Annotated in this window: 29 protein-coding genes; 7 read left to right on the top strand and 22 right to left on the bottom strand. The window is 73.9% G+C overall.

Going from position 1 to position 26,547, the window contains the following annotated elements; all coding sequences use genetic code 11:
- Positions 1-80: 80 nt before the first annotated feature.
- The 16 genes from ACY34I_RS09495 to ACY34I_RS09570 all read right to left on the bottom strand — a co-directional run bounded on the left by ACY34I_RS09495 (position 81) and on the right by ACY34I_RS09570 (position 11,110).
- Entirely contained in the window at positions 81-533 is a 453-nt protein-coding gene (locus tag ACY34I_RS09495) for a gas vesicle protein K (RefSeq protein ID WP_462754226.1), read from the bottom strand.
- Positions 530-832 carry a gas vesicle protein gene (locus ACY34I_RS09500; protein WP_462754227.1) on the bottom strand — a complete coding sequence of 101 codons (303 nt, stop codon included), beginning with the start codon at positions 830-832 and terminating at the stop codon, positions 530-532. Before ACY34I_RS09500 ends, ACY34I_RS09495 begins: the two co-directional genes overlap by 4 nt.
- 52 nt (positions 833-884) lie before the next feature.
- Entirely contained in the window at positions 885-1,703 is an 819-nt protein-coding gene (locus ACY34I_RS09505) for a GvpL/GvpF family gas vesicle protein (RefSeq protein ID WP_462754228.1), read from the bottom strand.
- Positions 1,687-2,064: a gas vesicle protein gene (locus ACY34I_RS09510; protein WP_357443372.1), complete on the bottom strand. Its 378-nt coding sequence runs from the start codon at positions 2,062-2,064 to the stop codon at positions 1,687-1,689. The genes ACY34I_RS09505 and ACY34I_RS09510 overlap by 17 nt, the downstream gene beginning before the upstream one ends.
- 1 nt (position 2,065) lies before the next feature.
- Positions 2,066-2,416, bottom strand: a complete 351-nt coding sequence (locus ACY34I_RS09515) for a gas vesicle protein GvpO (protein ID WP_462754229.1) — start codon at positions 2,414-2,416, stop codon at positions 2,066-2,068.
- A 1-nt stretch (position 2,417) separates the two neighbouring features.
- Entirely contained in the window at positions 2,418-2,756 is a 339-nt protein-coding gene (locus ACY34I_RS09520; RefSeq protein WP_462754230.1) for a gas vesicle protein GvpG, read from the bottom strand.
- A gap of 3 nt (positions 2,757-2,759) precedes the next feature.
- A complete protein-coding gene (locus ACY34I_RS09525; RefSeq protein WP_462754231.1) occupies positions 2,760-3,536 on the bottom strand; it encodes a GvpL/GvpF family gas vesicle protein in 777 nt (258 codons plus the stop codon).
- A 1-nt stretch (position 3,537) separates the two neighbouring features.
- Complete coding sequence (gene gvpJ, locus ACY34I_RS09530) at positions 3,538-3,960, bottom strand: gas vesicle protein GvpJ (RefSeq protein ID WP_462754232.1); 423 nt, start codon at positions 3,958-3,960, stop codon at positions 3,538-3,540.
- Complete coding sequence (locus ACY34I_RS09535) at positions 3,957-5,108, bottom strand: SRPBCC family protein (RefSeq protein ID WP_462754233.1); 1,152 nt, start codon at positions 5,106-5,108, stop codon at positions 3,957-3,959. The genes gvpJ and ACY34I_RS09535 overlap by 4 nt, the downstream gene beginning before the upstream one ends.
- A gap of 2 nt (positions 5,109-5,110) precedes the next feature.
- Entirely contained in the window at positions 5,111-5,560 is a 450-nt protein-coding gene (locus tag ACY34I_RS09540) for a hypothetical protein (RefSeq protein ID WP_462754234.1), read from the bottom strand.
- A gap of 290 nt (positions 5,561-5,850) precedes the next feature.
- Positions 5,851-6,360 carry a GNAT family N-acetyltransferase gene (locus tag ACY34I_RS09545; protein ID WP_462754235.1) on the bottom strand — a complete coding sequence of 170 codons (510 nt, stop codon included), beginning with the start codon at positions 6,358-6,360 and terminating at the stop codon, positions 5,851-5,853.
- 136 nt (positions 6,361-6,496) lie between these two features.
- Complete coding sequence (locus ACY34I_RS09550; protein WP_462754236.1) at positions 6,497-7,399, bottom strand: hypothetical protein; 903 nt, start codon at positions 7,397-7,399, stop codon at positions 6,497-6,499.
- Positions 7,400-7,599: 200 nt separating this feature from the next.
- Positions 7,600-8,049 (bottom strand): DUF3263 domain-containing protein, encoded by a 450-nt coding sequence (locus ACY34I_RS09555; RefSeq protein ID WP_462754237.1) that lies wholly within the window; start codon positions 8,047-8,049, stop codon positions 7,600-7,602.
- Positions 8,050-8,181: 132 nt separating this feature from the next.
- Entirely contained in the window at positions 8,182-9,198 is a 1,017-nt protein-coding gene (locus ACY34I_RS09560; protein ID WP_462754238.1) for an ABC transporter permease subunit, read from the bottom strand.
- Positions 9,195-10,145 carry an ATP-binding cassette domain-containing protein gene (locus ACY34I_RS09565; RefSeq protein ID WP_462754362.1) on the bottom strand — a complete coding sequence of 317 codons (951 nt, stop codon included), beginning with the start codon at positions 10,143-10,145 and terminating at the stop codon, positions 9,195-9,197. The genes ACY34I_RS09560 and ACY34I_RS09565 overlap by 4 nt, the downstream gene beginning before the upstream one ends.
- Before the next feature lie 179 nt (positions 10,146-10,324).
- Entirely contained in the window at positions 10,325-11,110 is a 786-nt protein-coding gene (locus ACY34I_RS09570; protein ID WP_148793694.1) for a DeoR/GlpR family DNA-binding transcription regulator, read from the bottom strand.
- 199 nt (positions 11,111-11,309) lie between these two features.
- On the opposite strand from ACY34I_RS09570, the gene ACY34I_RS09575 reads away from it, so the two are divergent.
- The 3 genes from ACY34I_RS09575 to nagA all read left to right on the top strand — a co-directional run bounded on the left by ACY34I_RS09575 (position 11,310) and on the right by nagA (position 14,355).
- Entirely contained in the window at positions 11,310-12,239 is a 930-nt protein-coding gene (locus tag ACY34I_RS09575; protein WP_148793208.1) for an SIS domain-containing protein, read from the top strand.
- A 76-nt stretch (positions 12,240-12,315) separates the two neighbouring features.
- Complete coding sequence (locus ACY34I_RS09580) at positions 12,316-13,236, top strand: ROK family protein (RefSeq protein ID WP_462754239.1); 921 nt, start codon at positions 12,316-12,318, stop codon at positions 13,234-13,236.
- Between the two features lie 9 nt (positions 13,237-13,245).
- Complete coding sequence (nagA, locus tag ACY34I_RS09585) at positions 13,246-14,355, top strand: N-acetylglucosamine-6-phosphate deacetylase (RefSeq protein WP_462754240.1); 1,110 nt, start codon at positions 13,246-13,248, stop codon at positions 14,353-14,355.
- 359 nt (positions 14,356-14,714) lie between these two features.
- Here nagA and ACY34I_RS09590 read toward each other — a convergent pair whose 3' ends face one another.
- Positions 14,715-15,926, bottom strand: a complete 1,212-nt coding sequence (locus tag ACY34I_RS09590; protein WP_148793205.1) for a DUF4032 domain-containing protein — start codon at positions 15,924-15,926, stop codon at positions 14,715-14,717.
- A gap of 141 nt (positions 15,927-16,067) precedes the next feature.
- On the opposite strand from ACY34I_RS09590, the gene ACY34I_RS09595 reads away from it, so the two are divergent.
- Both ACY34I_RS09595 and ACY34I_RS09600 read left to right on the top strand, forming a co-directional pair.
- The gene (locus ACY34I_RS09595; protein ID WP_462754364.1) at positions 16,068-16,805 is read left to right on the top strand and encodes a phosphatase PAP2 family protein; all 738 of its coding nucleotides are present in this window, start codon (positions 16,068-16,070) and stop codon (positions 16,803-16,805) included.
- Positions 16,806-16,814: 9 nt separating this feature from the next.
- Positions 16,815-18,062, top strand: coding sequence for an APC family permease (locus ACY34I_RS09600; protein WP_462754241.1), 1,248 nt, complete (start codon positions 16,815-16,817; stop codon positions 18,060-18,062).
- Positions 18,063-18,068: 6 nt separating this feature from the next.
- Here ACY34I_RS09600 and ACY34I_RS09605 read toward each other — a convergent pair whose 3' ends face one another.
- Positions 18,069-19,847 (bottom strand): NAD-binding protein, encoded by a 1,779-nt coding sequence (locus tag ACY34I_RS09605; RefSeq protein ID WP_462754242.1) that lies wholly within the window; start codon positions 19,845-19,847, stop codon positions 18,069-18,071.
- Between the two features lie 87 nt (positions 19,848-19,934).
- Here ACY34I_RS09605 and ACY34I_RS09610 point away from each other — a divergent pair, with 87 nt between their 5' ends.
- Complete coding sequence (locus ACY34I_RS09610) at positions 19,935-20,414, top strand: MSMEG_6728 family protein (RefSeq protein ID WP_462754243.1); 480 nt, start codon at positions 19,935-19,937, stop codon at positions 20,412-20,414.
- Between the two features lie 327 nt (positions 20,415-20,741).
- Positions 20,742-21,185: an HNH endonuclease gene (locus ACY34I_RS09615; protein WP_462754244.1), complete on the top strand. Its 444-nt coding sequence runs from the start codon at positions 20,742-20,744 to the stop codon at positions 21,183-21,185.
- 79 nt (positions 21,186-21,264) lie between these two features.
- Here the strand turns inward: ACY34I_RS09615 and ACY34I_RS09620 are convergent, their stop codons facing one another.
- The 4 genes from ACY34I_RS09620 to ACY34I_RS09635 form a co-directional block, all read right to left on the bottom strand.
- On the bottom strand, positions 21,265-22,458 hold the full coding sequence (locus ACY34I_RS09620) for a beta propeller repeat protein (protein WP_462754245.1): 1,194 nt from the start codon (positions 22,456-22,458) through the stop codon (positions 21,265-21,267).
- Entirely contained in the window at positions 22,451-22,963 is a 513-nt protein-coding gene (locus ACY34I_RS09625) for a SigE family RNA polymerase sigma factor (protein ID WP_462754246.1), read from the bottom strand. The genes ACY34I_RS09620 and ACY34I_RS09625 overlap by 8 nt, the downstream gene beginning before the upstream one ends.
- Before the next feature lie 163 nt (positions 22,964-23,126).
- Positions 23,127-23,894 (bottom strand): enoyl-CoA hydratase/isomerase family protein, encoded by a 768-nt coding sequence (locus ACY34I_RS09630; RefSeq protein ID WP_462754247.1) that lies wholly within the window; start codon positions 23,892-23,894, stop codon positions 23,127-23,129.
- A 97-nt stretch (positions 23,895-23,991) separates the two neighbouring features.
- The gene (locus ACY34I_RS09635; protein ID WP_462754248.1) at positions 23,992-26,388 is read right to left on the bottom strand and encodes a M4 family metallopeptidase; all 2,397 of its coding nucleotides are present in this window, start codon (positions 26,386-26,388) and stop codon (positions 23,992-23,994) included.
- Positions 26,389-26,547: the final 159 nt, after the last annotated feature.

The raw sequence follows: 26,547 nt of genomic DNA on the forward strand, positions 1-26,547 counted from the left end.
GTTGATCATGAAGTTGTTGCGCGCCGCACCGGCGTGTCGGGGCAACAACTTCATGATCACCGCGTGAGGGGTCAACCGGGTCAGTCGGTGGGGAGGAGGGGGCCGAGGGGGCCCAGGTCGAGGTTGAGGTCCTCCGGGGAGAGGCCGAAGTGGTCGCGGAGGTGGGCCATCTGCTCCTCCAGGGCCATCAGCGTGGTGCCGATGCGTTCGACCTGCTCCTCGGTGAGGTCACCCAGGTCGACCCGGCGCAATGCCTGGCGTTCCATGAGCTGCCGCAGCAGCTCGATGATCGTGAGCACCAGGCTGGCCAGCCCGCGTTCGACGGAGTCCTGGTCGACGGCGAGCCGGCGGTCCAGCGGCCGGACCCGCGGTTCCTGCCACTGCGCCTCCCCCAGCGCCGCCGCCAGCTCGGCCGCCTCGTCCCGGCGCGCCACCCCCGTGCCCTCCCCGGCCGCGTCGTCCCGGCCGGTCACGGCGCCGCCCTCCTGGTCCCGCCCGGTCACGGCGTCGCCCTCCTGGTCCCGCCCCGTCACGGCGCTGTCCTCGTCGCCACGGCCGGTCCCGACTCGGCCTCCAGAGGCGGCGGCGCCGTCCTCGTCGCCACGGCCGGTCCCGGCTCGACCTCCAGGGGCGGCGGGGCGAGCGCGCCGACCGAGGCGATCAGCGCGCGCAGCGAGATCCGGACCAGGTCGACGTCGGCGATGGCGATGGTGATGTCCCCGGTGATCACCACGCCGGTGGCGAGCACCCGGTCGAGCAGGTCCACCAGGGCCACCGGCCGGTAGGTCAGCGGGTCGTCGGCGCTGCTCGGGACCAGCGAGGTCACGCCCATGCCGACCGCCACGGTCCAGGGCCGCCCGGGGCCGGGCGGGCCGCCCCCGCAGTCACGCCGCCCCCCGGACCGGGTGCGGCTCCGGTTCCGCCACGAAGGAGTACGGCGGCCAGGGGCCGGTCAGCTCCAGCCGGATCTCCGGGTGCCGGTCCGCCAGCGCGCCGATCAGCGCGGAGAAGGCGTCCAGCCCGTCCCGGTCGATCAGGTACGCGCCGTTGAGCACCATGGCCGTGGGCGCGCCCGACAGCCGCCGGTCCTGCGGGGCGTGCCGGCGGGCGGCGACCGCACGCCCGGCGAGGGCGGTGTGCACGGCGGCCGCCGCGTCGGCGGCGATCCGCTGCCCCTCCTCGCGGGCACTGAGCTGGGCCTTGCGCCGCCGCAGGTACGCCGCACCGGCCCCGCCCCCGCCGGCCGGTTCCTCGGCGCGCGGCGTCGCCCCGGGCACCACGTACCCCTTGACGCCCCACTCCTCGCGGCCGGTGAGCCGGGCCAGCGCGCCGGTCAGCTCGTCGCGCCGCTCGACCAGCGCCCGGGCCGCCCGGTCGTCGTCGCGGTAGACGGTGGCCAGCCGGGCCGGCACCACTGCGCCGGCCCGGGACAGCGCGTCGACCACGGCGTGATGACTGCGGGCGGCCCGTTCCAGCCAGGCCAGGTCCTCCAGGTTGCGGCGCAACGCCTCCTCGCCGTACTCGGTCAACGGGGCATCGCTCACCACGGCGACCAGACCGGCGGCGGCAATCGTCCGCACCGGCGTGCCGGCGATCCCGGTGATCCCGGCCAGCGTGGCCGGGTCCGCCTCGGCGACCACGCCGTGCAGCCAGACACCGGTGCCCAGCGCGGCGGCCGAGGTGGGGTCAGCCGTCGTACTCATCCCACTCCTCCCTCGCGGCCCGCTCGGACCGGCCGGCGACCCGCGGCCGGCGGGCCGCCTCGACCTCCTCCGGGTCACGGGGACCCGGCTCGACCGGCGGGCGGGCCCTCGAACTGAGCCACGGGTCGTGCTCCCACCAGTCGATGCCGATCTGCCGGGCCGTGTCCACGGAGGCGATGACCAGCCGCAGCTTGAGCGTCAGCAGCTCGATGTCGAGCAGGCTGACCCGGATGTCACCGGCGATGACGATGCCCCGGTCGAGGACCCGTTCGAGGATGTCCCCGAGGTTCGCCGGTTCGTGCCCGGCCGGCAGCACCTGACCGGAGTTCTGCACCACCGCAGGAGTCCGCCCAACGGTCATCTCAGTCCCCCTTGCCCCGCTGGTAGCGACGCGTCCGCCGGTAGGCGAGCAGGCTGCCGGCCATGTCCAGCTCGACCTCATAGAGGCCGAGCAGGTCGGTCGACGCCGGGATACGGCGGTCCTCGACCACCTCCACCCCGATCAGCCAGCCGTCGTCGGTGGGCTCGATCGAGGTGATCCCGAGCGGGTCCCTGCCGGTCAGCCCGACGATCTGGCGCAGCCCCTCCCGGGCCGCCTCGGCGGCCGAGATCTCCTCGTACTCCTCCTCGTCGGCGTACCGGCCGGCTTCCCGGTCGTCCGGGTCGCGCCGGCGTTCGCGGTCGCCGTCGCCGCGGATCCGTCCTGGTGCCATCTCATCTCCCTCGCCCGCGGTGCGGCCCGTCCCGTCGGCCGCCGGTCCGCCGCCGCACGGGCGGCTGCCGTCGGCCGGCGGCGGTGCCGCGGGACGGGGTCGGGCTGGTGGAGCCGGTGGGCTCGGTCAGCCGGTCCAGCACCCGCTGCTGGGCCCGGTCCCGCTGCCGCGGGCTGATCTCGCCGGCCGCCGCCGCCCGGTCCAGCTCCTCCAGCTCGTGCCGGATGTTGACCGGGTTGTACTGCTGCGACTCCGCCTCCCGGGCGATCACCTTGACCACCACGGTGAGCCCCCGCACCGGGGCGTACGGCAGGGTGAGCAGCCCCCAGAGGATGTCCACGGCTCAGTCCACCAACTGGTGGGCGCTGACGAAGTCGTACGGGGCGAGCGGGCCGAGCAGCCGCATCCGGACCAGGTCCCGCCGCCGCTCGGCGAAGCCCTCCACCGCCTGGATGAACTCGTCCTCGTCGTCCGTGGCGACCAGGAAGGCCACGTTCACCGCGTCCAGCTCGTGGCTGGGCGGGCGGGCGGCGTTCGCCACCGCGTACCGGCCCACCGCGTCGACGAGGTCACGGTTCTCCGCCTCCCGCCGCAGCTCCACGGCCTGCGCGATCATCTCGCCGAGCCGGATCCGCTCCTCCCGGCACTCCACCTCCGACCGGCCGCGCACCTGGTCGGCGAGCGCGGCGGCGGGTGGGTTCTGGGCCAGCAGCCCGCTGATGAACTCCGCCTCGTCGAACCGCCCGTGCACCGTGTACTGCACGCGGTCCTCCAGCTCCGCCAGCGCGGCGGCGAACCGGTCGTGGTGCGCGTCCAGCAGGTCGTCGACCGCGTCCTCGCCGGTGACCACCGTGCCGAACCGCACCGGCAGCACCGGCGCCACCGCCGCGGTCGCGTCCAGCAGCCGCTGGTACGCGGTCAGGTCGGCCGGCCGGCCGATCGGTTCCTCCAGCCCGACCTCGCTGACCAGCACGGCGAGGTCACCCTGCCGGATGGCGGTCACCTCGCCCGGCGGGGAACCGACCCCCTCCGCGTCCGGAGTCGGCTCCACGTCGGACGGCATGATGCCGTAGAGGAACAGGCCGGTCTCGCCGGCCGGCTGCTTCCGCTCGTCGGTCATGTCAACGCTCCTCGTCCCGGCGCCGGCGCGGTCGCTCGTGGTCGGCGTCGCGGTCGCCGAGCGAATCCACCACGGCACCGCTGATCTCCTGGGCCGCCTTGCTGAGGCCGGAGACCGCCTTGCCCTTGGTCGCCGCCCCGGCCGCGTCCCCCACCATGTCGGGCAGGCCCTTCGTGCCCTTCGGGGTGATGCTCAGCCGGTCCACCGTCTCGGCGAACCGCAGGTACGTCTCGACGCTGGCGATGACGATCCGCGCGTTGATCTCCAACAGCTGGATGCCGACCACCGCGACCGACACCTGCGCGTCGATCACCACGCCCTTGTCCAGCACCGTCTCCACGACGTCGGCGAGGCCACCCCCACCGCTGCCGCTGCGCTCCAGGGCGCTACCTGACTGACTTCCGGTCGTCGTGGCTACCGTCATTCGTGACGCTCCTCTCGCCGGCGGCGAACCACCGGCCGTCGGGGGGATTCCGGGGTACGCCGGGCCAGCCGGGACCGCTGCGGCTCCGGGCGCGGCTCCCGCTCCTCGCGGGGCTGCGGGCGGCGGGCGCGCTCGGGCGGCCGGTGCCGCCGCTGCTCCTCCTCGGGCTCCTCGGCGTACTCGTCCTCGTCGTAGTCGTCGCCCTCGTCGTAGGCGTCGTACTCCTCCTCCTGCTCGGGGGGAAGCCGACGCTGCGGGGTACGACCGCGGCCGCGCTCGGCGGGCGGGCGCTCCGCCTCGCGGCCCGCCTGGACCTGCTGCTCCTCGCGGAGGGCGGTCTCGTGGTCCTTGACCACCCGCGAGTCCTCGATCTCGCCACGCCAGCCCTCGACCGCCTCGGGGTCGAGCACGGTGTGGGTCATCACGTGCCGGACGAAGCGCTTCAGCTCCAGCCGCACCCGGCGCCCCTGGGCCCGCCAGAGGTTGCCGGTGCGCTCGAAGAGGCCCTGCGGGTGGTATTCCAGGACGACCAGGATCCTGGTCAGTTCGGGGCCGACCTCGTGGAAGCTGACGGTGCCGTCGACGTGCCCCTTCTCGCCCTTGGACCGCCAGTGGATCAGCCGGTCGGGGACCTGCCGGACGATCGTCGACTCCCAGGTCCGGTGCGACCAGAAGACCTGCGCCTTCCAGGTCATCTTCTCGTCCGACTCGCAGTCGGCCTGCGCCACCTTCTTCATGAAGCTCGGGAAGTCGCCGAAGGTCGTCCACTGGTTGTACGCGACCCGGACCGGCACGCCGACCTCGATCGTCTCGACGATGTTGGTGACCTTGAGCTTCTTGCCGCCCTTGGCACCCTTGCCGCCGCCGCCACCGAACGCCGACATCAACTTCTCCTTACCGCCGGCCAGGCCGGCATGGAACATGGCCTTCATCGGCGAGTGGCCCTCGGCGAGCTTCTGCATCCCGGTGGCGGCGGCGATCAGGCCGGGGCCGCCGCCCTGCTGCGCGTACTCGCTGAGCCGGCCGGTGGCGCCGGTGATCCGGTCGGTGACCACCTGCACGGCCCGTTCGCCGATCGCCGCGGCCAGGTTGCGCAGCTCGTCGCCGAGTTGGTCACGCGCCTTGTCGGCCAGGTTGCTGGTCGCCATGCTCACCGCCTCCGTCGCCGGCTGCCGGCCTCGGCCCGGTCCTCGTCGTCGTCCCTCGCCTCCGGCTGCTGGTCGAGCTCCTGCTCCTCGTCGGGGGCCGAGCGTTCCCCGGCGGCCGCCTCCGTGCCCTGCCGGTCACCGCCGGACCTGCGGCGCAACGCGTCGACACTGCCGCGCAGCTTGCCGCTCAGCGCGTCGATGCCGCTGCCGGCCGCGGCGGTCGCCGCGGCCTTGCCGGCCGTGGCGAGCGGTCCGCCCAGCTTGCTGAGATTGCTCAGCTGGGGCGAGGAGTTCACCAGGTCACTGCCGTACCGAAGCAGGCCGCCGGGGTCCTTGCTGGCCCGCCCGACGGCCACCGCGGCGGCCAGGGTGAGGGCGGTACGCAGCTTTCTGCGGCGGCCGAGGAGGTAGCCGAATCCCACCGCCAGCGCTACCCGTGCTCCGCTCTTCATTCGTTCTCCTTCGCTCCCCGGCGGACGCGGACACCGCTCGTGAGGGGCAGGCCGGAAAACAGCTACCGGGGACCAGCGGAAATGGGCCTGCGACCGGGCGTCCCGTATCAGCGGACCCGGCGGGCAGTACCCGGGACCCCATCCGCAAAACCTGCCCGCGCAATTCGCGAGAGGCGCGTCACCCGGTAATCGGACAGCCGATCATGACCGGGCACCGGGCGGGCAAAGCGGACAGGCGTAGCGCCACGAGCAGGGAGAAGGCGATATCGCCCAGAAAGGAGAGGATGAACTCAGCGGGCAGGAAGCGCGGAATCGAGACACATTTCCGCGCGCAACTTCCCGTCCTTTTCGCGCAATTCTGCGCCGCATTTCTTCAGCACGGATATCGCACCGTGGTTGTCCGGGGTTGTTTCCGCGACCACGGTACGCATGCCGGCCGCGGCGGCGGCGTTCAGCAATTCACGCAGGGCGGCCGCGCCGAGCCCCTGGCCCCGGGCCGAGCGCCCCAGCCACATCCCGGTCTCCACCGTGCCGGGTTCCTCGCAGCGGGTCATCCGGACCATGCCGACCACCTCGCCACCCGCCACGATCGCGAACATCAGGGTGCGGGTGGGGCCGTCCAGGCCGCCGAAGCTGGCCCGGTGAAACTCTCGGAACGCGTCCCGGCGGGCCAGCGACCAGCCAGCCGGGGCCTCCACCGGGGGCATGACGTCCTCCGGCTCCGCCTCGGCCGCTGCTACGGAGAGCAACGGCTCCAGGTTTCCCTCGTCCACCGGCTCCAGTCGAACGGCACGCGTCACGAGCCGCAGTCTGCCGGTCGTACCGGCCCAAGTCCACCCCTTTGGTCCCGGACTGCCGGTCCGGCGGAGCGTACCGGCCGGTCGTACCCCCTCGGTGTTCCGCATCACGCTCCGTTGTCAGCCGACCGGACCTTCTTCAGTCCGCCGGGCCGAACTCGCAGAACACCACCGAGGCGTCGTCGGTCCGTTTGTGCCGACGCAGCCGGTCCGGATGGTCCCGTTCGGCGGCCCGCACCCGGCCGATCAACCCCGCCGGCCCCGCCGCGGCCGTCACGTCGAGCAGGCCCGCCCAGTCGAAGAGGCCGAACTGCTCGACCGCGCAGGACGCGCCGTCGCTGAGCAGCGCCGCGCGCCGCAGCGCCCCCGGCCCGCGCAGCGGCAGCGTCCCGGTCACCGCGTGGTACGCCGCGTCCGGGTCGGCGGCGGCGGCCCAGTAGCCGTGGGTCCGGTTCATCCGGGCCCGCTGCACGGTCACCGACCGGTGGAACCGGGTCGCCGGGTCGATGTCTCCGTCGGGCAGCGCGGCAGCGGCCCGGCGCAGGTCCGCGAGCGCCGCCTCCAGCCGCTCGTCGGAGACCACGCTGACCTCGCCACCGGCGTCCAGCACCAGCGGGCTGTCGCAGAGCACCAGGTAGTCCACCTGCTCGCCGCCCTCCCGGAGCAGGCAGACCGTGGACGACGGGGTCCCCGGGTGGTCGAGGTCGCACTCCCCGCCGTGGTCGGCCCGGACCGCCAGGATCGCCGCCGCGAGGCTGCTCATCAGCGTGGCCGCCGGCCGGGCCGCGACGGCCAGGCCGATCCGGGCGGCCAGGTGCCGGACGTACCAGGCCGGACCGTGCACGCACCCGGTGTCGAAGCCCTCCGGCACGGTGGCTCCGTCGAGGACCCCGACCAGCGGCCCGAACTGGAAGACGACGTCCTCGTTCTCCAGGCGGCCCGGCGCGGGATCGGAGGCGGACCGAACCCGCATCATCGGCGCCGTGCCGACCGGCCGCGCCGGCCGGCTCCCCGTCGGGTACCGGTGATCTGGTGCCCCCATCCGTCAGCTCCCTCCGTACCGGCGCTCCCCCTCGGCGCGGCCGACGCCGCGCAGCACCCCGGGAGCCGTCGCCTCCCCCGGCCTACCCGGAGCGGCGGACGCCATGCGGGCGGTGACCGGGACGGCAGCCCCGCAACTCATTGGCACGCACCCCGACCCCGCCGCCGCCATCCTGCACCGGCCGCACGCGGACGGGAAGGTCAGCGCCGCCGGTTGCGGGCCCGGGAGGAGCGCAACCGCCGCAACCGGCCGATCAGCACCGGCTCGGCGGCCAGCGCGGCCGGGTGGTCGAGCAGCGCGTTGAGCAGCTGGTAGTAGCGGGTGGCGGAGAGCCCGAAGGTGTCCCGAATGGCCTGCTCCTTGGCGCCGGCGTGCTTCCACCACTGCTGCTCGAAGGCGAGGATCTGCCGCTCCCGCTCGGTCAGGCCGTCCGCGCCGTCGGCCGGCTCGGGAGCGCGGTCGGCGGCCTCCGCCGGCCGGGTGTCGGGGGCAGCGGCCGACGGCGGATCGGCGGGCGGTGCCGGATCGGCCTCGACGGCCGGGGCGGAGCGGGGCGGGGGGACGGTGACGCCGGCCTCCCGGCGCGCGACGTCGGCGGGCCCGGACGGCTCGGGCCGGTCGGTGGCGGCCGCGGAGGCGTCGGCGGGCATGGCGCTCCTCGGGAGGCGGACGGCCGGCACGGCGACCGCCGGCCGGGGGGGACCCCAGCCTAACCAGGGCCCGCCCCGGCCGCATCGGACGTGGTGTCCGCGCCGGTCAGCGGCACGGACACCGGCGGGCGGTCAGGAGATGTCCCGCCGCCGCATCAGCCAGAACGCGGCGACCAGCACCAACGCGCCACCGAGGCCGAACACCAGGGCGGAGTCCTGCCAGGTGACCAGCAGCTCGGCGGGTTTGCACTCGCCCTTGGTGAACTCACACGCCCGGAAGTCGAACAGCTTCACCTGCTTCATGAACCACGCCTGGGCGTACGTGGAGAGGACGTACCGTTCGCCGAACGAGACCTCCAGCACGCCGACCGCGATGCGGACGGCGACCTCGCTGATCGCGAAGACCGCCACGGCGGCGCCGAGCGCCATCGCGGTGTGCCGGCCGAGCGAGGCGAGCGCGAAGGCGACCGCGCTGACCGCCAGGATGAGCCCGACCGCCCGCACGCCGTCCAGCCCGATCGAGCGCCAGACTCCGGCGGTCACCTTGGCGGTGGTCCCCTTGTAGCTGCCGATCAGCCAGAAGGCCAGCGTCCAGAACGCGCCGAGCACGACGCTCACCCCGAGCACCGTGGTGAGCAGCGCGGCCAGCTTGGTGCCCAGCACGGCGAGCCGTTTCGGCCGCCAGAGCAGCAGGTTCATCATCCCGCCGGTGCTCCACTCGGCCCCGACGAAGGAGGCGCCGACGATGAACGCGAAGAGCGCCACCGCGCCGGCGAACACGGCGATGAACATGGGAAACTCGGCCCGGAAGTCGAACTGGTATGGCAGGTTCCACTTCGGGTCGAACATCTCCGGCTGCGGCATCCAGTCCCGGCCGCAGTTCGGCCCGTACCGCTCCTCGGTGTTCTGCTCCCCGCGGGCCTTGGCCGCGTCGCAGTCGGCGACGCTCCGCTTCCAGTCCTCGACCGCCTTGCGGTACTGGGTGTCGGCCTCCGCCTGGGCGGCCGCGACCCGTTCCGGGGAGAGCTGCTGGCTGGAGAAGCTGAAGGCGGTGGCCACGCCGGCCAACCCGAGCAGCAGCAGGACCAGCAGCAGCCGGGTGAGCCGGCGCTTGGTCAGCCGGCGCAGTTCGGTGACATAGAGGCTCATGCGCCCCAACCTCCTCCGGTCGAGCCGGAGCCCGGCTCACCGACCTTCGTGGACTGGTCGACCTGCCGGTGCTGGCCGGGGACCGGCGCGGTGGCGGTCAGTTCCAGGAAGACGCTCTCCAGGTCGACCGCGACCGGCGTCAGCTCGCTGACGTACAGGCCCTGCTCGGCGAGGAGGCGACTGACCGTGGCCGGCTTGTCGACGCCGGTGAGCAGCAGATGGTCCGGTTCCGTGGTGCCGACCCGGATCCCGGCCCGGGTGAGCGTGTCGGCGGCCCTGGGCAGGTCGGTGACCGCCTCCAGCCGGACCCGCACGGTGCCCTGCGAGTGGGCCGCGAGCACCTGCTCGACCGGCCCGAACGCGACCCGCCGCCCCAGCGAGATGATGGTGACCGAGTCGCAGATGAGCTGGATCTCGCCGAGGATGTGGCTGGAGAGCACCACGGTCATGCCCGCGGCGGCGAGGTCTCGCATCAGGCTGCGCATCTCCCGGATGCCGCCCGGGTCGAGGCCGTTGGCGGGCTCGTCCAGGATCAGCAGCCGCGGGTTCTTGAGCAGCGCGGAGGCGACCGCGAGCCGCTGCTTCATGCCCAGCGAGTAGGTCTTCACCCGCTCGCCGGCCCGATCCCGGAGCCCGACCAGCTCCAGCACCTCGTCGACCCGCTGCCGCGGCAGCTCGCCGGCCTGGGCCAGCAGGCCCAGGGTGTCCCGGGCCGAGAAGTGCGGGAAGAACTGCGGACTCTCCACGATGGCCCCGACCTGCCCGGCCACGACGGGCAGCGAGTGCGGCAGCTCCTGACCGAGGATGGCCATCCGGCCGCCGTTGGGCTTGATGAGGCCGAGCAGCGTACGCAGCGTGGTGGTCTTGCCCGAACCGTTCGGGCCGAGGAAGCCGTGCACCTGCCCGGCCTCGACCCGCATGTCGAAGCCGTCGAGCGCGTGTCGCACCCCGCGTTTGCGGCTCCGGTACGTCTTGCGGAGACCCTCGATCTCCAGGACAGCCGACAAGCTGACCTCCCCCGATGTGTAGGTGACAGCCGACACCATACTTGGTATGCAGCGGGCGGCAATACCGGGTATGCAGCGACTCGCCCAAGTGAGCTAGTCGAGAGGGGTTTCCTGGCCGATCAGGCGCAGACGACCTGCACCCCGGCGTCCCGGAACGCCTGCACCACAGCTGGGGCCGCGCCGGAGTCGGTTACCAGCGTCTCCACCCGGTCCACCGGGCAGATCCGGGCGAAGGCGTGACCACCGAGCTTGGACGAGTCGGCGATCACCACCACCCGCTTGGCCCGAGCCACCATCAGGCTGTTCATCGCCGCCTCGCCCTCGTGGTGCGCGGCGGCGCCGAGCTGCGGGTCGATCGCGTCCACGCCGAGCAGCGCGACGTCCAGGGTCACCTCGCGCAGCAGCGCCCCGCCCAGCGGGCCGACCAGCTCGAACGACTTGGGCCGAACCACGCCGCCCGCCACCACCACCTTCATCCGGGAGCGGACCAGCAGCTCGTTGGCGATGTTCAGGGCGTTGGTGACCACGGTGAGCTGGGCACCCTCGGCGTTGGTGTTGAGATCCGGCCGCACGGCCAACGCCCGGGCCACCTCGGTGCTGGTGGTGCCGCCGTTCAGGCCGACCACGGTGCCCGGGGACACCAGCGCCGCGGCGGCCGCCCCGATCCGCTGCTTCTCGGCCGAGTGCTTGGCGGTCTTGTAGCGCAGCGGCAGGTCGTACGACACCCCGTTGGCGACCGCCCCGCCCCGGGTACGCGTGATCATCTGCTGCTGGGCGAGCTGGTCGAAGTCACGCCGGATGGTGGCCTGGGAGACGTCCAGCCGCTCGGCCGCCTCCTCGACGCTGACCCGACCGCTGTCGGTCAGCATCTCGAGCAGGGCGTTCCATCGGGCGTACCGGTCCACCGCGGGGGCCTCCACTGACTCTGCACGAACGGTGATTGATTGCGTGCACAGTAGTGCGCGAAACTACCAACACGCAAAACCCTGACCTGCGCAATCTGGGAGGCGGTTGCCACGGCCACCCCGGCTCGCGCAGAATGACGCGCGAAAGGCGGCCATAACGCGCCGTATTGCGCAAGTTCTCCCCTGGCGAGGAGTTGTCATGGCGTACGTGCACGCGGAGATCGCGAGCCAGCCCGACTGCTGGCGGGAGGCGGCGCGGCTCGCCCCGACGGTCGCCGACAGCCTGCCGCGCCCCGGCGAGCGGGTCGCCGTCGTCGGCTGCGGCACGTCGTGGTTCATGGCGACGGCGTACGCCGGGCTGCGCGAACGCGCCGGCCTGGGCGAGACGGACGCCTTCCAGGCCAGTGAATTCCCCACCGGCCGCCGCTACGACCGGCTCATTGCCATCACCCGCTCCGGCACCACCACCGAGGTGCTGGACCTGCTCGCCGCGCTGCGCGGCCAACTCCCCACCACGGTGCTGGTCGGCGATCCGGCCTCCCCGGCGGTGGAGCTGGCCGACGCCGCGGTGACCATGCCCTTCGCCGACGAGCGCTCGGTCGTGCAGACCCGCTTCGCCACCAGCGCGCTCGCCCTGCTCCGCGCCCACCTCGGCGAGGACCTGGGCCGGCTGGCCGCCGACGCCGAGGTGGCCGTCCGGGCCCCGCTGCCGGTCGACCCGGCCGGGATCGAGCAGGTCACCTTCCTCGGGCGCGGCTGGACGGTCGGGTTGGCCCAGGAGGCCGCGCTGAAGTGCCGCGAGGCGGCCACCTTCTGGGCCGAGGCGTACCCGGCGATGGACTACCGGCACGGCCCCATCTCGATCGCCGCCCCGGGCCGGCTGGTCTGGGCGTTCGGCGGGATCCCCGAGGGGCTGCCCGAGGACGTCGCCGCCACCGGGGCCACCTTCGTGCACAGCCGTACCCACGGCTGCCACACCGTGCTGACCAGTTGGGCGGCCGGGCGTACCCCGGTCGACCCGATGGCCGACCTGATCCTCGCCCAACGCTTCGCCGTCGCGCTCGCCACCAGCCGCGGCCTCGACCCGGACGCGCCCCGGCACCTGACCCGCTCCGTGGTGCTCGCATGAGCGAGCGCCAGCGAGCGAATCATCAACTCAGTGCGTTGGTGCCTCACGGCGTCGGCGAGCGAAGCGAGACGACGGCGTGAGCTCAGGCGACGAGGTCGTCGTCGCGCTCGACGTGGGCGGCACCGGGATGAAGTGCGCCCTGGTCCGCTCCGACGGGCGGACCGCGCACACCGAACGGCACGCTACCGGGGCGGCCCGCGGCCCCGAGGCGGTGGTGGGAACCATCCTCGACGTCGCCGAGGGGCTGGCCGAAAAGGCGCGCGCCGATGGCCTGACCCCGGTGGCCTGCGGGATCGCCGTACCAGGGGTGGTCGACGAGGCCCACGGGATCGCGGTCTGGTCGGCGAACGTGGGCTTCCGGGACGTACCGGTGCGGGACCTGGCGCAGGCGCGGCTCGGCCTGCCCACGGCGCTCGGCCACGACGTGCGGTCCGGCGGCCTGGCGGAGGCGCGGCTCGGCGCCGGCCGCGACGGCGGCCACGTGCTCTTCGTCGCGATCGGCACCGGCATCGCCGCCGCCCACGTGGTCGACGGCTCGGCCACCGTCGGCGCGCACGGCGCCGCCGGGGAGATCGGCCACATCCTGGTACGCCCCGACGGCCCGCGCTGCGGCTGCGGCCGCCCCGGCTGCCTGGAGGCGGTGGCCTCGGCCTCGGCGATCGGCCGCCGGTACGCCGAGCTGTCCGGCGCCCCGGCCACCGCGGCCGAGGTGGCGGACCGGTCGGCGGCCGGTGAACCGCTGGCCGGCCGGGTCTGGCGGGAGGCGGTCGAGGCGCTCGCCGACGGGCTCGCCACCGCCCAGGCGCTCTTCGACGTCGAGACGATCGTGATCGGCGGCGGGCTGGCCCAGGCCGGGTCCCGGCTGCTCGACCCGCTGCGCACGGCGCTGCGCGAGCGGCTGACCTTCCACCGGGAGCCGCGACTGGTCGCGGCGGCCCTCGGCGACGAGGCCGGCTGCCTCGGTGCCGCCCTGCTCGCCCTGGACACCCTGGATTAAGGAGAGTCGATGACCCTGCGCGTGACCGGCAAGGTGGTGACCCCGACCGGCGTGATCCGGCAGGGCTGCGTCGAGATCGTGGGTGACCGGGTCCGGGCCGTCGCCGAATACCCGTCGGTGCGCGACGGGCACTGGATCGTGCCGGGCTTCGTGGACATGCACACCCACGGCGGGGGCGGGCACACCTTCACCACCGGCGACGCCGGGTCGGCCCGCGAGGCGGCCGCGTTCCACCTGCGGCACGGCACCACCACCCTGCTGGCCAGCCTGGTCAGCTCCCCGTACGAGCTGATGCGGCAGGCCACCGCCGCGTACCGGCCGCTGGTCGAGTCCGGCGTGCTGGCCGGGGTCCACTTCGAGGGGCCGTACCTGTCGGCGGACCGCTGCGGCGCGCAGAACCCCGAGTTCCTCCGCGACCCGTCAACCGACGAGGTGACCGAGCTGATCGAGCTGGGCGGCGGCGCGGTCCGGATGGTCACCCTGGCCCCGGAGCGGGACGGCGCGCTGGAGGCGATCAAGCTACTCGTCTCGCGCGGCGTGGTGGCCGCGGTCGGGCACACCGACGCCACCTGGGAGCAGACCCGGGCGGCCGTGGCCGCCGGCGCGAGCGTCGGGACGCACCTGTTCAACGGGATGCGCCCGGTGCACCACCGGGAGCCCGGACCGGTGGTCGCGCTGCTCGACGCGTCGAACGTGGTCTGCGAGCTGGTCGCCGACGGGGTGCACCTGCACGACGGCATGCTCGCCTTCGCCACCTCGGTGGCCGGCCCGGAGCGGGCCGCCCTGATCACCGACGCGATGGCCGCCGCCGGCATGCCCGACGGCGAGTACGAGCTGGGCGGCCAGGCGGTCACCGTGTCCGGCGGGGTGGCCCGGCTGAGCCGGGACGGCGCCATCGCCGGCAGCACCCTGACCATGGACGCCGCCCTGCGGCACGCCGTCGCGGCGGGCGTCGCCGTGCCGGACGCCTGCCGCATGGTCGCCACCACCCCGGCCCGGGCGATCGGCCTGGGTGACCAGGTTGGGGCACTCCAGCCCGGGCTCCGGGCCGACCTCGTCGTGCTCGACGACGACTTCAACGTGGTCCGCGTGATGCGCGGCGGCTCCTGGGTGGAGTGACGCTGCGGGCTGCGGGCTGCGCCTTGCGGCGCCGCCGGCAGTTGCAGCTCTTCGATGCCCTACGACCTTGATGACGTAGATGGATCGCCCGGGTCGCGGCGAGCGGCGGCTCCGGCGGCGGGACGCCTGAGTCGTTTACGACATCAAGTTTGTGGGCGACCACCAACCACCCGGCGGCCCGGCGCCACGCCGGGCGAAGCGGGCACTACGCCGTCGGCGAAGGGGCACCGTGCCGCCGCGCGAACAGGGCCGCCGCCGTGCGAAACAGGGCCGCCACGCCGCCACGCGGAGCGGACGCCACATCGCCGCACGAAGCAGGCACCACGCCGCCGCACAAGCGGGGCACCATGCCGCCGGCGTCAGCCGGCGGCGGGGACCTCGACGCCGAGCACGGCCTGCTCGTCCGGGCGGTGCACCAGCACGTCGGAGAGGAACGACTGCATCGCAGGGCCCATGCCGACGTCCCGGCCGGCCCGCTCGGAGAGCAGCCACTTGTGCTCGATGATCTGGGTGAAGAGTTCCTGCGGCTCCAGCTTGCGGCGCAGGTGCGCCGGCACCGCCCGGACCACCGGCTCGAACACCTCGGTCAGCCAGCGGTGGGCCGCCTGCTGCTCGTCGGTCAGGTCGCTCTCCACCCGGTACGCGTCCAGGTCGTTGAGGAGCTTGCGGGCCTGGTTCTCCTCGGCGTCCAAGCCGGTGAGGCGGAGCAGCCGCCGGGTGTGGTAGCCGGCGTCGACCACCTTGGGCCGGACCAGGTACCGGCCGTCGTCGGCGGTGGACATGGCCACCTCGGCGACGTCGAAGCCGAGTTCGTTGAGGCGGCGGATCCGCCCCTCGATGTCGTGCCGGGCGTCCCGCTCGATCTGCTGCTCGTAGGTGATCTCGTGCCAGAGCCGCTCGTAGCGCTGCACGACCTCCTCGCAGACCACCTCCGGGTCGATCGACTCGTGCAGCAGCCCGGCGGCCTGCAGGTCCAGCGCCTCGCCGAAGATGTTGACCCGGGCGATCTCCAGGTCCTCGCCGCGCTGGCCGTTGGAGAGCGACCGGTGCAACGCCCCCGTCTCGGCGTCCACCAGGTATGCGGCGAACGCCCCGGCGTCGCGACGGAACAGCGTGTTGGACAGCGAGCAGTCGCCCCAGAAGAAGCCGGTCAGGTGCATCCGGACCAGCAGCACCGCCAGCGCGTCGAGCAGCCGGTTCATGGTCTCCGGCCGCAGCATCCGGGAGAAGAGCGCCCGGTACGGCAGGGAGAACTGGAGGTGCCGGGTGATCAGCACCGGGTCCAGCGGCTGCCCGTCGTCGGTCTGCCGGTCCGCCACGATCGCGACCGCCTCGACCGATGGGAAGTCGATCCGCTCCAGCGCCCGGAGCAGGTCGTACTCCCGCTCGGCGACCCGCTCGCCGGTCTCCTTCACCGCGTAGACGTAGCCACCGAGTCGGACGAAGCGGACGATGTGCCGCGAGATGCCCTGCGGCAGCGCGACCAGGTGCTGGGCAGGCCACTCCTCCAGCGGGGTCGACCATGGGAGGTCGAGCAGCGCCGGGTCCACGAGGGCCGAGGTGATCCGCACGCCGACAAGTGTGACCCCTTCCCCCGGTGCGGCGCTTCCCGTCGTGGGCCGGCCCACAGCCGCCGACGCCCGCACCGGCCCGGCAACGCCGGCGGCCGGTAGCGTGGTCGCGTGCGGGAGACCACGGGAGTACGCGAGAAGCTGCGGCTCCGGCCCGTCCGGCCCGCCGGCTGGCGGTGGGACGGGCTGCTGCTCGCCGCCCTGGTGGCCCTGACCGTGGCGCTCGCCACCGGCCACCTCTTCGGGGTGGACCGGGCGGTCGCCGACTGGGCCGCGGACCACCGCCCCACCGCCGCCCGGTGGACGGCGATGATCCTGAACTTCCTGGGGCAGGGCACCCCGCTGACGCTGCTCGCGGCCGGGCTGGGCGTGCTGGTGGCGATCCGGCTGCTCTCGGTCCGCCCGGTGCTGCCCCCGGTGGCCGCGTTCGTGCTCACGACCTTCACCATCGGGCCGTTGAAGGTGTGGACCGCGCGGCCGGCGCCCAGCGCCAGCGTCAAGGAGCCGTTCCTGCCGCCCGACCAGACCCTGCCGCTGTTCCAGCACGACCTGCCGGTGCGGTTCGCCCAGTCCTACCCGTCGGGGCACGTGGCCAACGCGATCGTCTGGTACGGCGTGCTCGCCCTGCTCCTGGTGCCGCTGCTGCGCAGCTTCGGCCGCACCGTCCCGCCCCGGCTGGTCACCGTGGTCCGGGTGCTGCCGCCGCTGACCGTGCTCTGCACGACCACGTACCTCGGCTGGCACTGGCTGACCGACTCGGTCGCCGGGCTGCTGCTCGGCCTGCTGCTGGACCGGCTGCTGCACCGGGTGCCCTGGGACAGCCTGCCGTTACCCGGTGCGCTGCGGAACTGGGACCGGCCGTTCATCTCGGCCCCGTAGCCTGCGCCCGTGGCGGAACTGGCGCGGCGGCTGGCCGTACCCGATGCGGTGGTCATCGGTCTGGGGTCGATGCTCGGCGCGGGCGTTTTCGTGGTCTTCGCCCCGGCCACCGCGGCGGCCGGCGGCGTCGGGCTGCTGCTCGCGCTGGCCCTGGCCGGTTTCGTCGCCTTCTGCAACGCGACCAGCTCCGCGCGGCTGGCGGCCCGCTACCCGGAGTCCGGCGGCACCTACGTCTACGGGCGGGAACGGCTGAACCCGTTCGCCGGCTTCGTCGCCGGCTGGGGATTCGTGGTCGGCAAGACGGCGAGCTGCGCGGCGATGGCGCTGACCATCGGGGCGTACCTCTGGCCGGGGCGGGCGCGGCTCGTCGCGGTCCTCGCGGTGGTGGCGGTGACCGCGGTGAACCTGCGCGGCATCGGCAGGACCGCGACCGCGACCCGGATCCTGGTGGGCCTCGTGCTGGCCGTGCTGACCCTGGTCGCGGTCACCGGTCTCGCCGCCGGTCACCTGGTCCCGGCCCGGATCGGTGACCTGGGCGGCACCGGAGTCCGGGGCGTGCTGACCGCCGCCGGCCTGCTCTTCTTCGCCTTCGCCGGGTACGCCCGGATCGCCACCCTCGGCGAGGAGGTCCGCGACCCGGAGCGGACCATCCCCCGCGCGGTGCCGCTGGCCCTCGGCCTCGTGCTGGCGATCTACCTGGTGCTGGCCGTGGTGGCCCTCGGCGTGCTCGGGCCCCAGCGGCTGGCCGCCGCCACCGCGCCGCTGGCCGACGTGGTGACCGCCGCCGGCCTGCCCGACCTGGCCTGGCTGGTCCGGGCCGGCGCGACCGTGGCGGTGACCGGGGTGCTGCTCTCCCTGCTCGCCGGGGTCGGTCGGACCACCCTCGCGATGGCCCGGCGCCGGGACCTGCCCGGCGCGCTGGCCGCCGTGCACCCCCGGTACCGGGTGCCGCACCGCGCCGAACTGGCCGTGGCCGCCGTGGTGGTGGTCGTGGTGGCCGTGGCCGACGTGCGGGGCGCGATCGGCTTCTCCAGCTGCACGGTGCTGGTCTACTACGCGATCGCGAACGCCTCGGCGCTCACCCTGGGTCGCGACCCGGGCCGGAAGATCCCGGTGCAGCTCCTCGCCGCGCTGGGGCTGGTCGGCTGCATCGTGCTGGCGGTGAGCCTGCCGCTGTCCAGCGTGCTCGCCGGCTTCGGCGTGCTCGCCCTCGGCGCCGCCGGGTACGCCCTCCGCCACGCGCTCGGCCGCGCCTGACCGCGGTCAGTCCTCCGACTGGCGCGGCACCGGCGTGCCGGGCGGCTCCGGCGGGAGCGGGGTGGTTTCCCGGAGCAGGGCGCTCAGCCCGGCCCGTCGGGCCACCACGGTCAGCCGGTCCCCCGCGTGGATCACCATCCGCGGGTCGGCGGACCACTCGGTGCGCTGCCCGGCGCGGGTGTACGCGAGCAGGCGCACCTCGCCGGGGCGGGCCACCGCGCCGAGGGGACGGCCGTCCAGCGGCGAGCCGGCCATGACCGGCACGTCGGTGACCAGCAGCGCGTGCCGGCCCACCGGGATGGTGGCGATCACCGCGCGGTCCAGCAGCGCCGCCGCGAACGCGGGCGCCGCCAGGTAGGACACGCTGCGGGAGATGCCGATGCCGAACGCCTGCTGGATCCGCTCGGCGAAGTCGCCGTCGAAGAGCCGCAGCACCACCCGCAGGTCGGGATCGAGGCTGCGGGCGTTCAGCGCGGCACGCAGGTTGGCGCCGTCGTCGGTGGAGACCACCACCAGCGCCTGGCAGGTCGCCACGGAGGCGGCTCGCAGCGTCTCCTCCTGGCCGGCGTCGCCGACGATGAGCGGCACGCCGAGCCGGTGCGCGAGCGCCGCGCCCCGGGCTGCCGGATTCCGGTCGATGGCGACCACCTCGACCCCGAAGTCGTGCAGCTGGGCCATCACCCGGGTGCCGATGTTGCCCAGCCCGACCACCACCACGTGGCCGGCGCGGTCGGGTTGGATCCGCCCGTTGTGCAGGGCGAGCCGGGCGTTGACGATGCCGTCGACCACCGCGGCCGTGATCAGCGGAATCAGCGCCAGCCCGGCCAGGGTGAGCACCACCTGCATGATCTGGGCGGCGACCGGCTTGTCGACGTCCGGATCCTCCCCGCTCAACGTGTTGACCAGGGTGAGATAGAGCGCGTCCGACCAGTTCACGCTTGCGGCGCGGGCGTTCAGCCAGCCGAGGACGGCGATCACCGCCAGCAGCACCAGCACCGCCACGCCGATCTTGCGGGTGGCGAAGCTGCGGACCGCACGGAGCAGCACGAGGAAGGGCTGCCGGCGCCGCCGGGCCCGGGCCAGCCGGCGGGCGGCCAGCTCGGTGCCGGCCGGCTGCCCGCTCGCCTCGGCCAGCACCACGTCGGCCGCCGCCTCGTCGGCGGGCAGCACCCGGATCAGCTCCGGATCGGTGGTGACGGCCAGCCCGGAGAGCACGTCCTGCGGGCGTACGTCGGCGCGGCGGGCCACGTAGAGGGTGCGTCCGGCGTGCCGGAAATGGGTGGGAGCCAGCTCGCCCAGCGCGGCCGCGACGAACGCCGGGGCGGCCATCGAGGCGTCGGAGAGCACCGCCGAGTCGGGGAAGAGCTGCTGCAGGCCGTTGGCGAGGCTGGTGTTGAACATGCGGACCACCAGGCGCAGCCGGGGCTCGACCTCCTGGGCGCAGAGCGCGGCGTGCATGTTGCCCACGTCGTCCTGGTGCAGCAGGGCCAACCCGTCCGCGCCGGCCAGCCCGGCCCGGCGGAAGGCGGTCTCGTCGAGCCGGTCGGCCAGGACCACCTGGACGCCCTCGATGTCCCGGCCGTCCGGCCCGTCGGAGCGGCGGCGCTCGGGCACGATCAGGGTGACCCGGACCTGCCCGGTTGGCGAGTTGGTGGCGAGCAACGACCGGACCACCCAGTACGCCAGCGGGTCGGAGCCGCAGACCACGTAGTGCGGGCGGACGTCGCCGTTCATCCGCAGGCGGCCGGCAGCGCGGCGGGCGCGGTCGCGCAAGGGCTCGGCCATGCCCGGATGGTAGTCACCCGCTCGCGGTGCGCGCAGCCCCATGATCGTGAACGCATGGTGTTTCCGGGTACGGGTAGGCGGTGCGCCATGCAGACGTTCCTCCCGTACCCGGACTTCCTGGCGAGCGCCCGGGCGCTGGACCAGAGGCGGCTGGGCAAGCAGCGGGTGGAGACCATCCAGGTGCTCCGCGGGCTGACCCGGCCGACGTACGGCTGGCGCAACCACCCCGCGGTGAAGATGTGGGCCGGGTACGAGGAGGCGCTGACCCGGTACGGGCTGGACGTGTGCGCCGTGTGGTGCGAGCCGGGGCGCGCGGACACCTGCGCGGCCACGCTGACCACGGATCTCGCCGCCGCCTGCGGCATTACCGCCGTCCGTACCCAGGCGGAGCTGGCCGAGGCCGGGGAGCTGCCGCCCTGGCTGGGCCGGGAGGACCTGCACCGCAGCCACCGGTCGTCACTGCTGCGCAAGGATCCGGCGCACTACGGCCCCCAGTTCGCCGACGTCCCGCCCGACCTGGAATACGTCTGGCCCCCGTCGGATCGTGAGCGCCGCTGCGTGCACTGAAGGGGAAGGGTGCGCGCGTGGCGCTGTCGCGAGTGGCCGGTCCGTTCCCGCGGCCTGCCGGCCGGCCAGGGATCGAAATGCGTTGCCCGCCTCTCCCGCGCGGCTCTACCGTGAGCGCGCAAGGTCAACCACCGCTCCGGGAGCCGTCGATGTCGCTGCCACACCGCACCACCGTGCCGTCGTGGCTGCTCAGCGTCGGTTGCCGAGCCGAAGGTCCCCGCACGGGGTGGCCCGACTGACGCGTACGCCCGTACGCGCCACAGCCGCCCCGTCGCCAGGACCGGGCGGCTTTTTGCTGCCCGCCACCGATCGTGAAGGGAGAGCCCGGTGGACGCCGTCCTCGTTGTCAACGCCGACCTCGGCCCGCTGCACCGGGTCACCGTCCAGCACGCGATCCGGATGCTCTGCCGGCGGGTCGCCGAGATCCACGAGGCCGACCCGGACCAGGTGATCGGGGTCTTCCCGGTCCCCCGGGTGGTCCGTCTCGTCCGGTACGTCGTCACCCGCTGGCGGTTCAGCGCCGGGCCGGCCTGGTCGCGGGGCGGGGTGCTGCGCCGCGACGGCCGGCGCTGCGCGTACTGCGACGCCCCGGCCAGCACGATCGACCACATCCTGCCCCGCTCGCGCGGGGGCCGGAACACCTGGAAGAACACCACCGCCGCCTGCTACGAGTGCAACCAGCGCAAGGGCGACCGGACGCCGGCCGAGGCGGGCATGCCGCTGCGGCGCGAGCCGGTGACGCCGACCTGGGCGGCGCTCGCGGGGCGGTGACGGCCGGCCGGCGGGCACAGGGGGTCGCGTCGGAGGTACGCCTCCGGCGCGGCGCCCGCCGGCCCCGGGACGTTCCCGCTCAGCCCGGTGTCACCGTCCACCACCGGAGACCGTCGTCGGAGAGGTACACGCCGTTCGCGTCGTACCAGAGGTAGCGGCCCTCGTCGGCCGCCGTCGGCGGTGCCAGCGGCTCCGACACCGGCCCGCTCAGCGGCGCGTACGCCCGGCCGTCGGGGCTGACCAGCAGCCCGGCGCCGGTCTCGTGCCGGGCGAGCAGGACGTGCGAGCCGTCCCGGGCGACCAGCGAGGCCCCCTGGAACGACCAGCCCTCCGGGAGCCGGGGCTCCTCCGCTCGCCAGCCGGTGGCGCCACCGCTGCTGTGGTAGACCCGCAGGCCGCCCGACCCGTGGTCGAGGAAGGTGACGAAGACCGTCCGGCCGTCCGTGGTGGCGACGTCGAAGACACACTCGTTCGCCGGCGGCTCCTGGTCGAAGACGTGCATCTCCCAGCTCTGCCCACCGGTGCGGCTCACCGCCACGGCGGGGCGCCGGGTCGCGGGATCACAGCCGCGCATCCAGTAACCGGCGGACGGCGGTGCGGCCACCGGGACGGCGCCGGCCAGCGGCGGCTGCGACCTCAGCAGCGCGAGCGAACCGGCCGCCGGATCGGGGACCACGATCTCGCAGCCCTGCGGGACGTACACCACGCAACCCCAGGTCCGGGTGCCCGGCGCGGCCGCCTGGCGCGCGGGCCCCAGGCCGCCGCCATCCCGCCAGGTCGCACCACCGTCCACGCTGATCCGGCGCACGGTCGGCCCGCTGCCCTTGCCCGGCTCGGTCGACGGCAGGTCCAGCACCAGGAAGGCCGGCCCGAGCACGGTAGGCGCCAGCGGGTCGGCGCCGGCGCGCGCCGGGAACTCCGTGCGCTGCCGCCAGGTCCGCCCGCCGTCGTCCGAGCCGACCAGGCGCTGTGCACAGCCCGCGCAGTCCGCCAATAGGGCGTACAGGTGGTTCCGGTCGCCGGCGCCCGCCCAGATCACCTCGGTCCGGCCACCGGCCGCGGGGCCGGCCGGCACCCGCAGGGAGGCCAGCGACGGCAGTACGGTGACCGCGGCGAACGCGAGCGCGACGATCGCCGCCAGCGTGGTGGTGGCGGCCGCCACCCGGGCCCGGGTACGCAGCCGCCCGGCCCGCCGCACCACCGTGCTGAAGTCGGGTTGCGGCGCGATCCAGTCCAGTTCGTCGCGCAGTCCGTGGAAATTCGGCTCAGGCATGGCGCACCTTCCACTCAGCGGCAGGATCTTCGGTCAGGTGGCGGGCGAGCGCGGCCCGCCCACGGGAGAGCCGGGCCTTGACGGTGCCGACCGGCACGCCGAGCGCCTCGGCGACCTCCACCACCGGCAGGTCGGCCAGGTAGTGCAGGACCATTGCCTCGCGGGTCGGTCGGGCCAGCCGCCGCAGCGCCGCGACCAGGGCCACCCGGTCGGGGGAGAGGCCGGGCACCTGCGGGGCCGGGTCGATCCGCCCGCTGCGCAGCAGCCGGTCGAACAGCCAGCGCCGCCGGTACCGGGTCCGGGCCAGGTTCATCGCCACGGTGCGCAACCAGGTCTCCGGATCGTCCAGGGCGAGGAAACGAGCCGGTCGGGCCAGCGCCCGGGCATAGGCCTCGTGCACCACGTCCTGCGCCTCGGGCAGGCTGCCGGTCAGCGCGCAGAGCTGCCCCACCAACCGGCGATAGTGCGCCCGGTACGCCTCGTGCACCGCCGTCACGCCGTCCATCCGCTCCCCTTCCGACGGTTCTCCCAACGGACCAGCGGCACGGCGGGAAGGTTGCACCCGTCCTGAGGAAAGTTGATCCGGCCGGACGGATCGGCTGCGGAGCCGGATTTGGTGCGGGCCGGCGAGCACGCGGCCGCGGCTGCCGCCGGCCGTCACCCGGCGGTCAGGGGCGGCCGGGTGGTGCCCAGCCGAAGCGCGGCGGCCGGCGTTCGTTGGCCGCCGCCACCCCCTCGCGGGCCTCGCCGCTGGCCCGGACCTGGCCGTGCCACCAGGCGATCCGCGCGTCGTCGGCGCGCCCGTCGATGATCTCCTTGGCCGCGGCGACGGTGAGCCGCGACCGCTCGGCGATGGCGGCGGTGACCACCGCCACCCGGGGAGCCAGCCCGTCGGCCGGCAGCACCTCGTCGACCAGGCCGATCCGCAGCGCCCGCCCGGCGTCGACCAGCTCGCTGGTGAACAGCAGGTGCTTGGCGGCGGACGGGCCGACCAGCCGGGCCAGCCGCCGGGTGGTCGGGGCGGGGTAGACCAGCCCCAGCCGCGCCGGGGGTACGCCGAACCGGGCGTCCGCCGCGGCGAGCCGCAAGTCGCAGGCGACGGCCAGCTGGCAGCCGCCGCCGACGCAGGCCCCTTCGACGGCGGCCACCGTGGGCTTGGCGAACGCGGCCAACCGTTCCTCGGCGGCCACCGCGATGCTGCCGTCCCCGGCCTCCAGCAACTCGTCCAGGTCGCCGAGGTCCGCCCCGGCGCAGAACGTGCCGTCGGCGCCGGTGAGCACCAGCGCGCGCACCGCCGGGTCCGCGTCCAGGCCGTCCAGCACCACGGGGAGCTGCCGCCACATGTCCGGGGTCATCGCGTTGCGGCGGGCCGGGTTCCGGATGACCACGGTCGCCACCGGGCCGGTCACCATCACGGTCAGCTCCGCGTCCGACATGTGTCCCCTTCCGCCGCCGGTCCGGCTGACCATAACGGCGCGGGCCCGACGACCACCCGCGTGGGTGGCCGCCGGGCCCGCCGACGGTACGGTCAGGTCAGGAGACGTTGACCGCGGTGTCGTCGATCACGAAGGACGTCTGCAGCGAGATGTCCTCGGCGCCGGTGAACTTCAGGGTGACGGTCTGCCCGGCGTACGCGGCCAGCGAGAACGACTTCTGGCTGTAGCCGGCGGCCTTGTTCAGGTTCGAGTAGGTGGCCAGGGTGGCCAGCACCGTCCCGGACGAGTTGAGCACCTGCACCCGCAGCGTGTCGTACGCCGTGGTGGTGGTCGACTCGGAGCTGTCGATGTGCAGCCAGAAGCTGAAGTTGTACGACGAGCAGCCGGCCGGCAGGCTCACCGCCTGGGAGAGCGTGTCGGTGTGGGTGGTGCCGTAGCCGTCCAGCCAGGCGTTCCAGGTGCCGCCGTGGGTCGGCTGGCCGCTGGAGCCGTACTGGCCGATGACGCCCGAGGTGGACGCCCAGACCGTCCGGCCGGACTCGAAGCCGGGGTTGCCCAGCTTCTGCCCGGCGCCGGTGCAGCCACCGGTGCCGTTCACGGTCAACTGGTAGGTCGCCGTGTGGTTCACCGAGGTGCCGGTGCCGGTGACGGTGACCGGGTAGGTGCCGGCCGGGGTGCTCGCCGACGTGCTGATGGTGAGGGTGGACGAGCCGCCCGAGGTCACCGAGGACGGGCTGAACGACGCGGTGGCGCCGGTCGGCAGGCCGGACGCGGAGAACGTCACGGTCTGCGCGGTGCCGCTGGTGGTGGCGGTGGACACGGTGGTGGAGACGGCGCTGCCCGGGTTGACCGAGCCGGAGGTCGGCGAGAGCGAGACGGAGAAGTCGTTGCCGGTCGACCCGCAGGGCGCGTCGTTGCCGGCCACGTTCACCGCGGTCCACGCCGCCTGGACGGTCTTGTACTCGGTGGAGCAGTTGCCGTACAGGTCCGTCGCCGCGCGCAGCGTGTACGCCCGAGCGGTGTTCGCCGGGTTGCTGGTGTTGACGTACGAGGTGCTCGAGGTGAAGTACAGGTCGAGCGCCCGGTACCAGATCTTCTCCGCCTTGGCCCGGCCGATGCCGGTCACCGCCGGGGCGGAGCCGCAGAGCGGCGAGGTGCCGTACGCGGTGGAGCCGGTGCCCTCGGCCAGGTTGAAGAAGAAGTGGTTGGCCGGGCCGGACGAGTAGTGCACGTCGACGTTCTTGGTCGAGGTGGACCAGCAGGTGTGCGAGGCACCGTCCAGGCCGGGGTTGTACATGTAGCGCAGCGGGGTCCCGTTGCCGTTGATGTTGATCTTCTCGCCGACGTCGTAGTCGCCCGGGTCGCTCGGTGCGGCGGCGTAGAACTCCACCATGTTGCCGAAGATGTCGCTGGTGGCCTCGTTGAGGCCGCCCGACTCACCGGAGTAGACCAGGCCGGCGAGCGCCTCGGTGACCCCGTGGCTCATCTCGTGCCCGGCCACGTCCAGGGAGACCAGCGGACGGGAGTTGCTGGAGCCGTCGCCGTAGGTCATCTGGGAGCCGTCCCAGAAGGCGTTGACGTAGTTGCTGCCGTAGTGCACCCGGCTCGGCACGCCGGTGCCGTTGCCGAAGATGCCGTTGCGGCCGTGCACGTTCTTGAAGTAGTCGAAGGTCTTCGCGGCGCCGAAGTGGGCGTCGACACCGGCCGACTGCCGGTTGGAGTTGGTGCCGTTGCCCCAGGCGTTGTCGGCGTCGGTGAAGGTGGTGCAGGTCGACGTGCCGTTGTTCATGTCGCAGGTGCGGCCGTTGCCGTGCGACGGGTCGACCATCTGGTAGGTGCTGCCGGAGAGCGTCGTGTCGATGCTGACCGAGCCGGTGTAGATGCCCTGGCCGCTGCCGACCACCGTCTCGATCTCGTCGTACGAGCCGATCACCTTGCCGGTCGTGGCGTCGGTGATGACGTGCAGCTTGGACGGCGTCTGCTTGTCCGCCTTCCAGCCGGCGGCGACGGTCTCCCAGGCCAGGCGGCCCTTGCCGGAGCTGGCGTCGACGAAGAGCTCCGGGGCACCCACCGAGGTGAGCGTGCCGGAGAAGGTCCTGCGGGCGCTCGCCGCGGCCGCGGCCGAGCCGACCTTGGCCGTGGTGCTCAGGGTGAGCGGCGCGTCCAGGCCGACGGAGGCGCCGGTCATGGTGCCGTTCGGCGCGGTGTGGATGACGAAGTCACCGCCGTAGACGCGCAGGCCGTGGTACGTCCGGGTGTAACGGGTGTGCGCCGCCCCGCTCGCGTCCACCTTCGTCCGGACCGCCTGGTACGCCTCCCCGCTGGCGCCCTGGACGGCACCGGGGTTGGCGCGGAGCAGGCTGTCCGCACGAGTTGCGGCAGCGGACTCGGGGGCGGGGGCACTCGGGGTTGCCGCGTACGCCGAGGTGGTGACGCAGGTCAGCACACCGCTGGTGAGCAGAGCTGCGCTGACGGCGGCAATGGGTCTTTTCACGGGCCCTCCTGACAGGAGAAAGTTGTGACGGGGGTAGTCACTGATGTAGATATAGTGATACATCGAAGAAGATGGAAGAGGGCGAGCGCTTTCCTGCCGGCAACACTGGCCGTTCGGAGGAGGGGACGCAGGTTGAAGGAACCGGACGGCCCCGTCGTG

It is taken from the genome of Micromonospora sp. RTBAU3-60 (assembly GCF_054963695.1).

Excerpts from the sequence above, each read along its gene's own strand:
- nagA (WP_462754240.1), top strand. The coding sequence starts at position 13,246 with ATGACCCTGCGCGTGACCGGCAAGGTGGTGACCCCGACCGGCGTGATC.
- ACY34I_RS09540 (WP_462754234.1), bottom strand. The coding sequence starts at position 5,560 with ATGAAGAGCGGAGCACGGGTAGCGCTGGCGGTGGGATTCGGCTACCTC.
- ACY34I_RS09630 (WP_462754247.1), bottom strand. The coding sequence starts at position 23,894 with ATGTCGGACGCGGAGCTGACCGTGATGGTGACCGGCCCGGTGGCGACC.
- gvpJ (WP_462754232.1), bottom strand. The coding sequence starts at position 3,960 with ATGACGGTAGCCACGACGACCGGAAGTCAGTCAGGTAGCGCCCTGGAG.
- ACY34I_RS09500 (WP_462754227.1), bottom strand. The coding sequence starts at position 832 with ATGGGCGTGACCTCGCTGGTCCCGAGCAGCGCCGACGACCCGCTGACC.
- ACY34I_RS09505 (WP_462754228.1), bottom strand. The coding sequence starts at position 1,703 with ATGAGTACGACGGCTGACCCCACCTCGGCCGCCGCGCTGGGCACCGGT.
- ACY34I_RS09555 (WP_462754237.1), bottom strand. The coding sequence starts at position 8,049 with ATGCCCGCCGACGCCTCCGCGGCCGCCACCGACCGGCCCGAGCCGTCC.
- ACY34I_RS09560 (WP_462754238.1), bottom strand. The coding sequence starts at position 9,198 with ATGAGCCTCTATGTCACCGAACTGCGCCGGCTGACCAAGCGCCGGCTC.
- ACY34I_RS09550 (WP_462754236.1), bottom strand. The coding sequence starts at position 7,399 with ATGGGGGCACCAGATCACCGGTACCCGACGGGGAGCCGGCCGGCGCGG.
- ACY34I_RS09510 (WP_357443372.1), bottom strand. The coding sequence starts at position 2,064 with ATGACCGTTGGGCGGACTCCTGCGGTGGTGCAGAACTCCGGTCAGGTG.
- ACY34I_RS09515 (WP_462754229.1), bottom strand. The coding sequence starts at position 2,416 with ATGGCACCAGGACGGATCCGCGGCGACGGCGACCGCGAACGCCGGCGC.
- ACY34I_RS09605 (WP_462754242.1), bottom strand. The coding sequence starts at position 19,847 with ATGGCCGAGCCCTTGCGCGACCGCGCCCGCCGCGCTGCCGGCCGCCTG.
- ACY34I_RS09535 (WP_462754233.1), bottom strand. The coding sequence starts at position 5,108 with ATGGCGACCAGCAACCTGGCCGACAAGGCGCGTGACCAACTCGGCGAC.
- ACY34I_RS09525 (WP_462754231.1), bottom strand. The coding sequence starts at position 3,536 with ATGACCGACGAGCGGAAGCAGCCGGCCGGCGAGACCGGCCTGTTCCTC.
- ACY34I_RS09610 (WP_462754243.1), top strand. The coding sequence starts at position 19,935 with ATGCAGACGTTCCTCCCGTACCCGGACTTCCTGGCGAGCGCCCGGGCG.
- ACY34I_RS09575 (WP_148793208.1), top strand. The coding sequence starts at position 11,310 with ATGGCGTACGTGCACGCGGAGATCGCGAGCCAGCCCGACTGCTGGCGG.
- ACY34I_RS09620 (WP_462754245.1), bottom strand. The coding sequence starts at position 22,458 with ATGCCTGAGCCGAATTTCCACGGACTGCGCGACGAACTGGACTGGATC.
- ACY34I_RS09625 (WP_462754246.1), bottom strand. The coding sequence starts at position 22,963 with ATGGACGGCGTGACGGCGGTGCACGAGGCGTACCGGGCGCACTATCGC.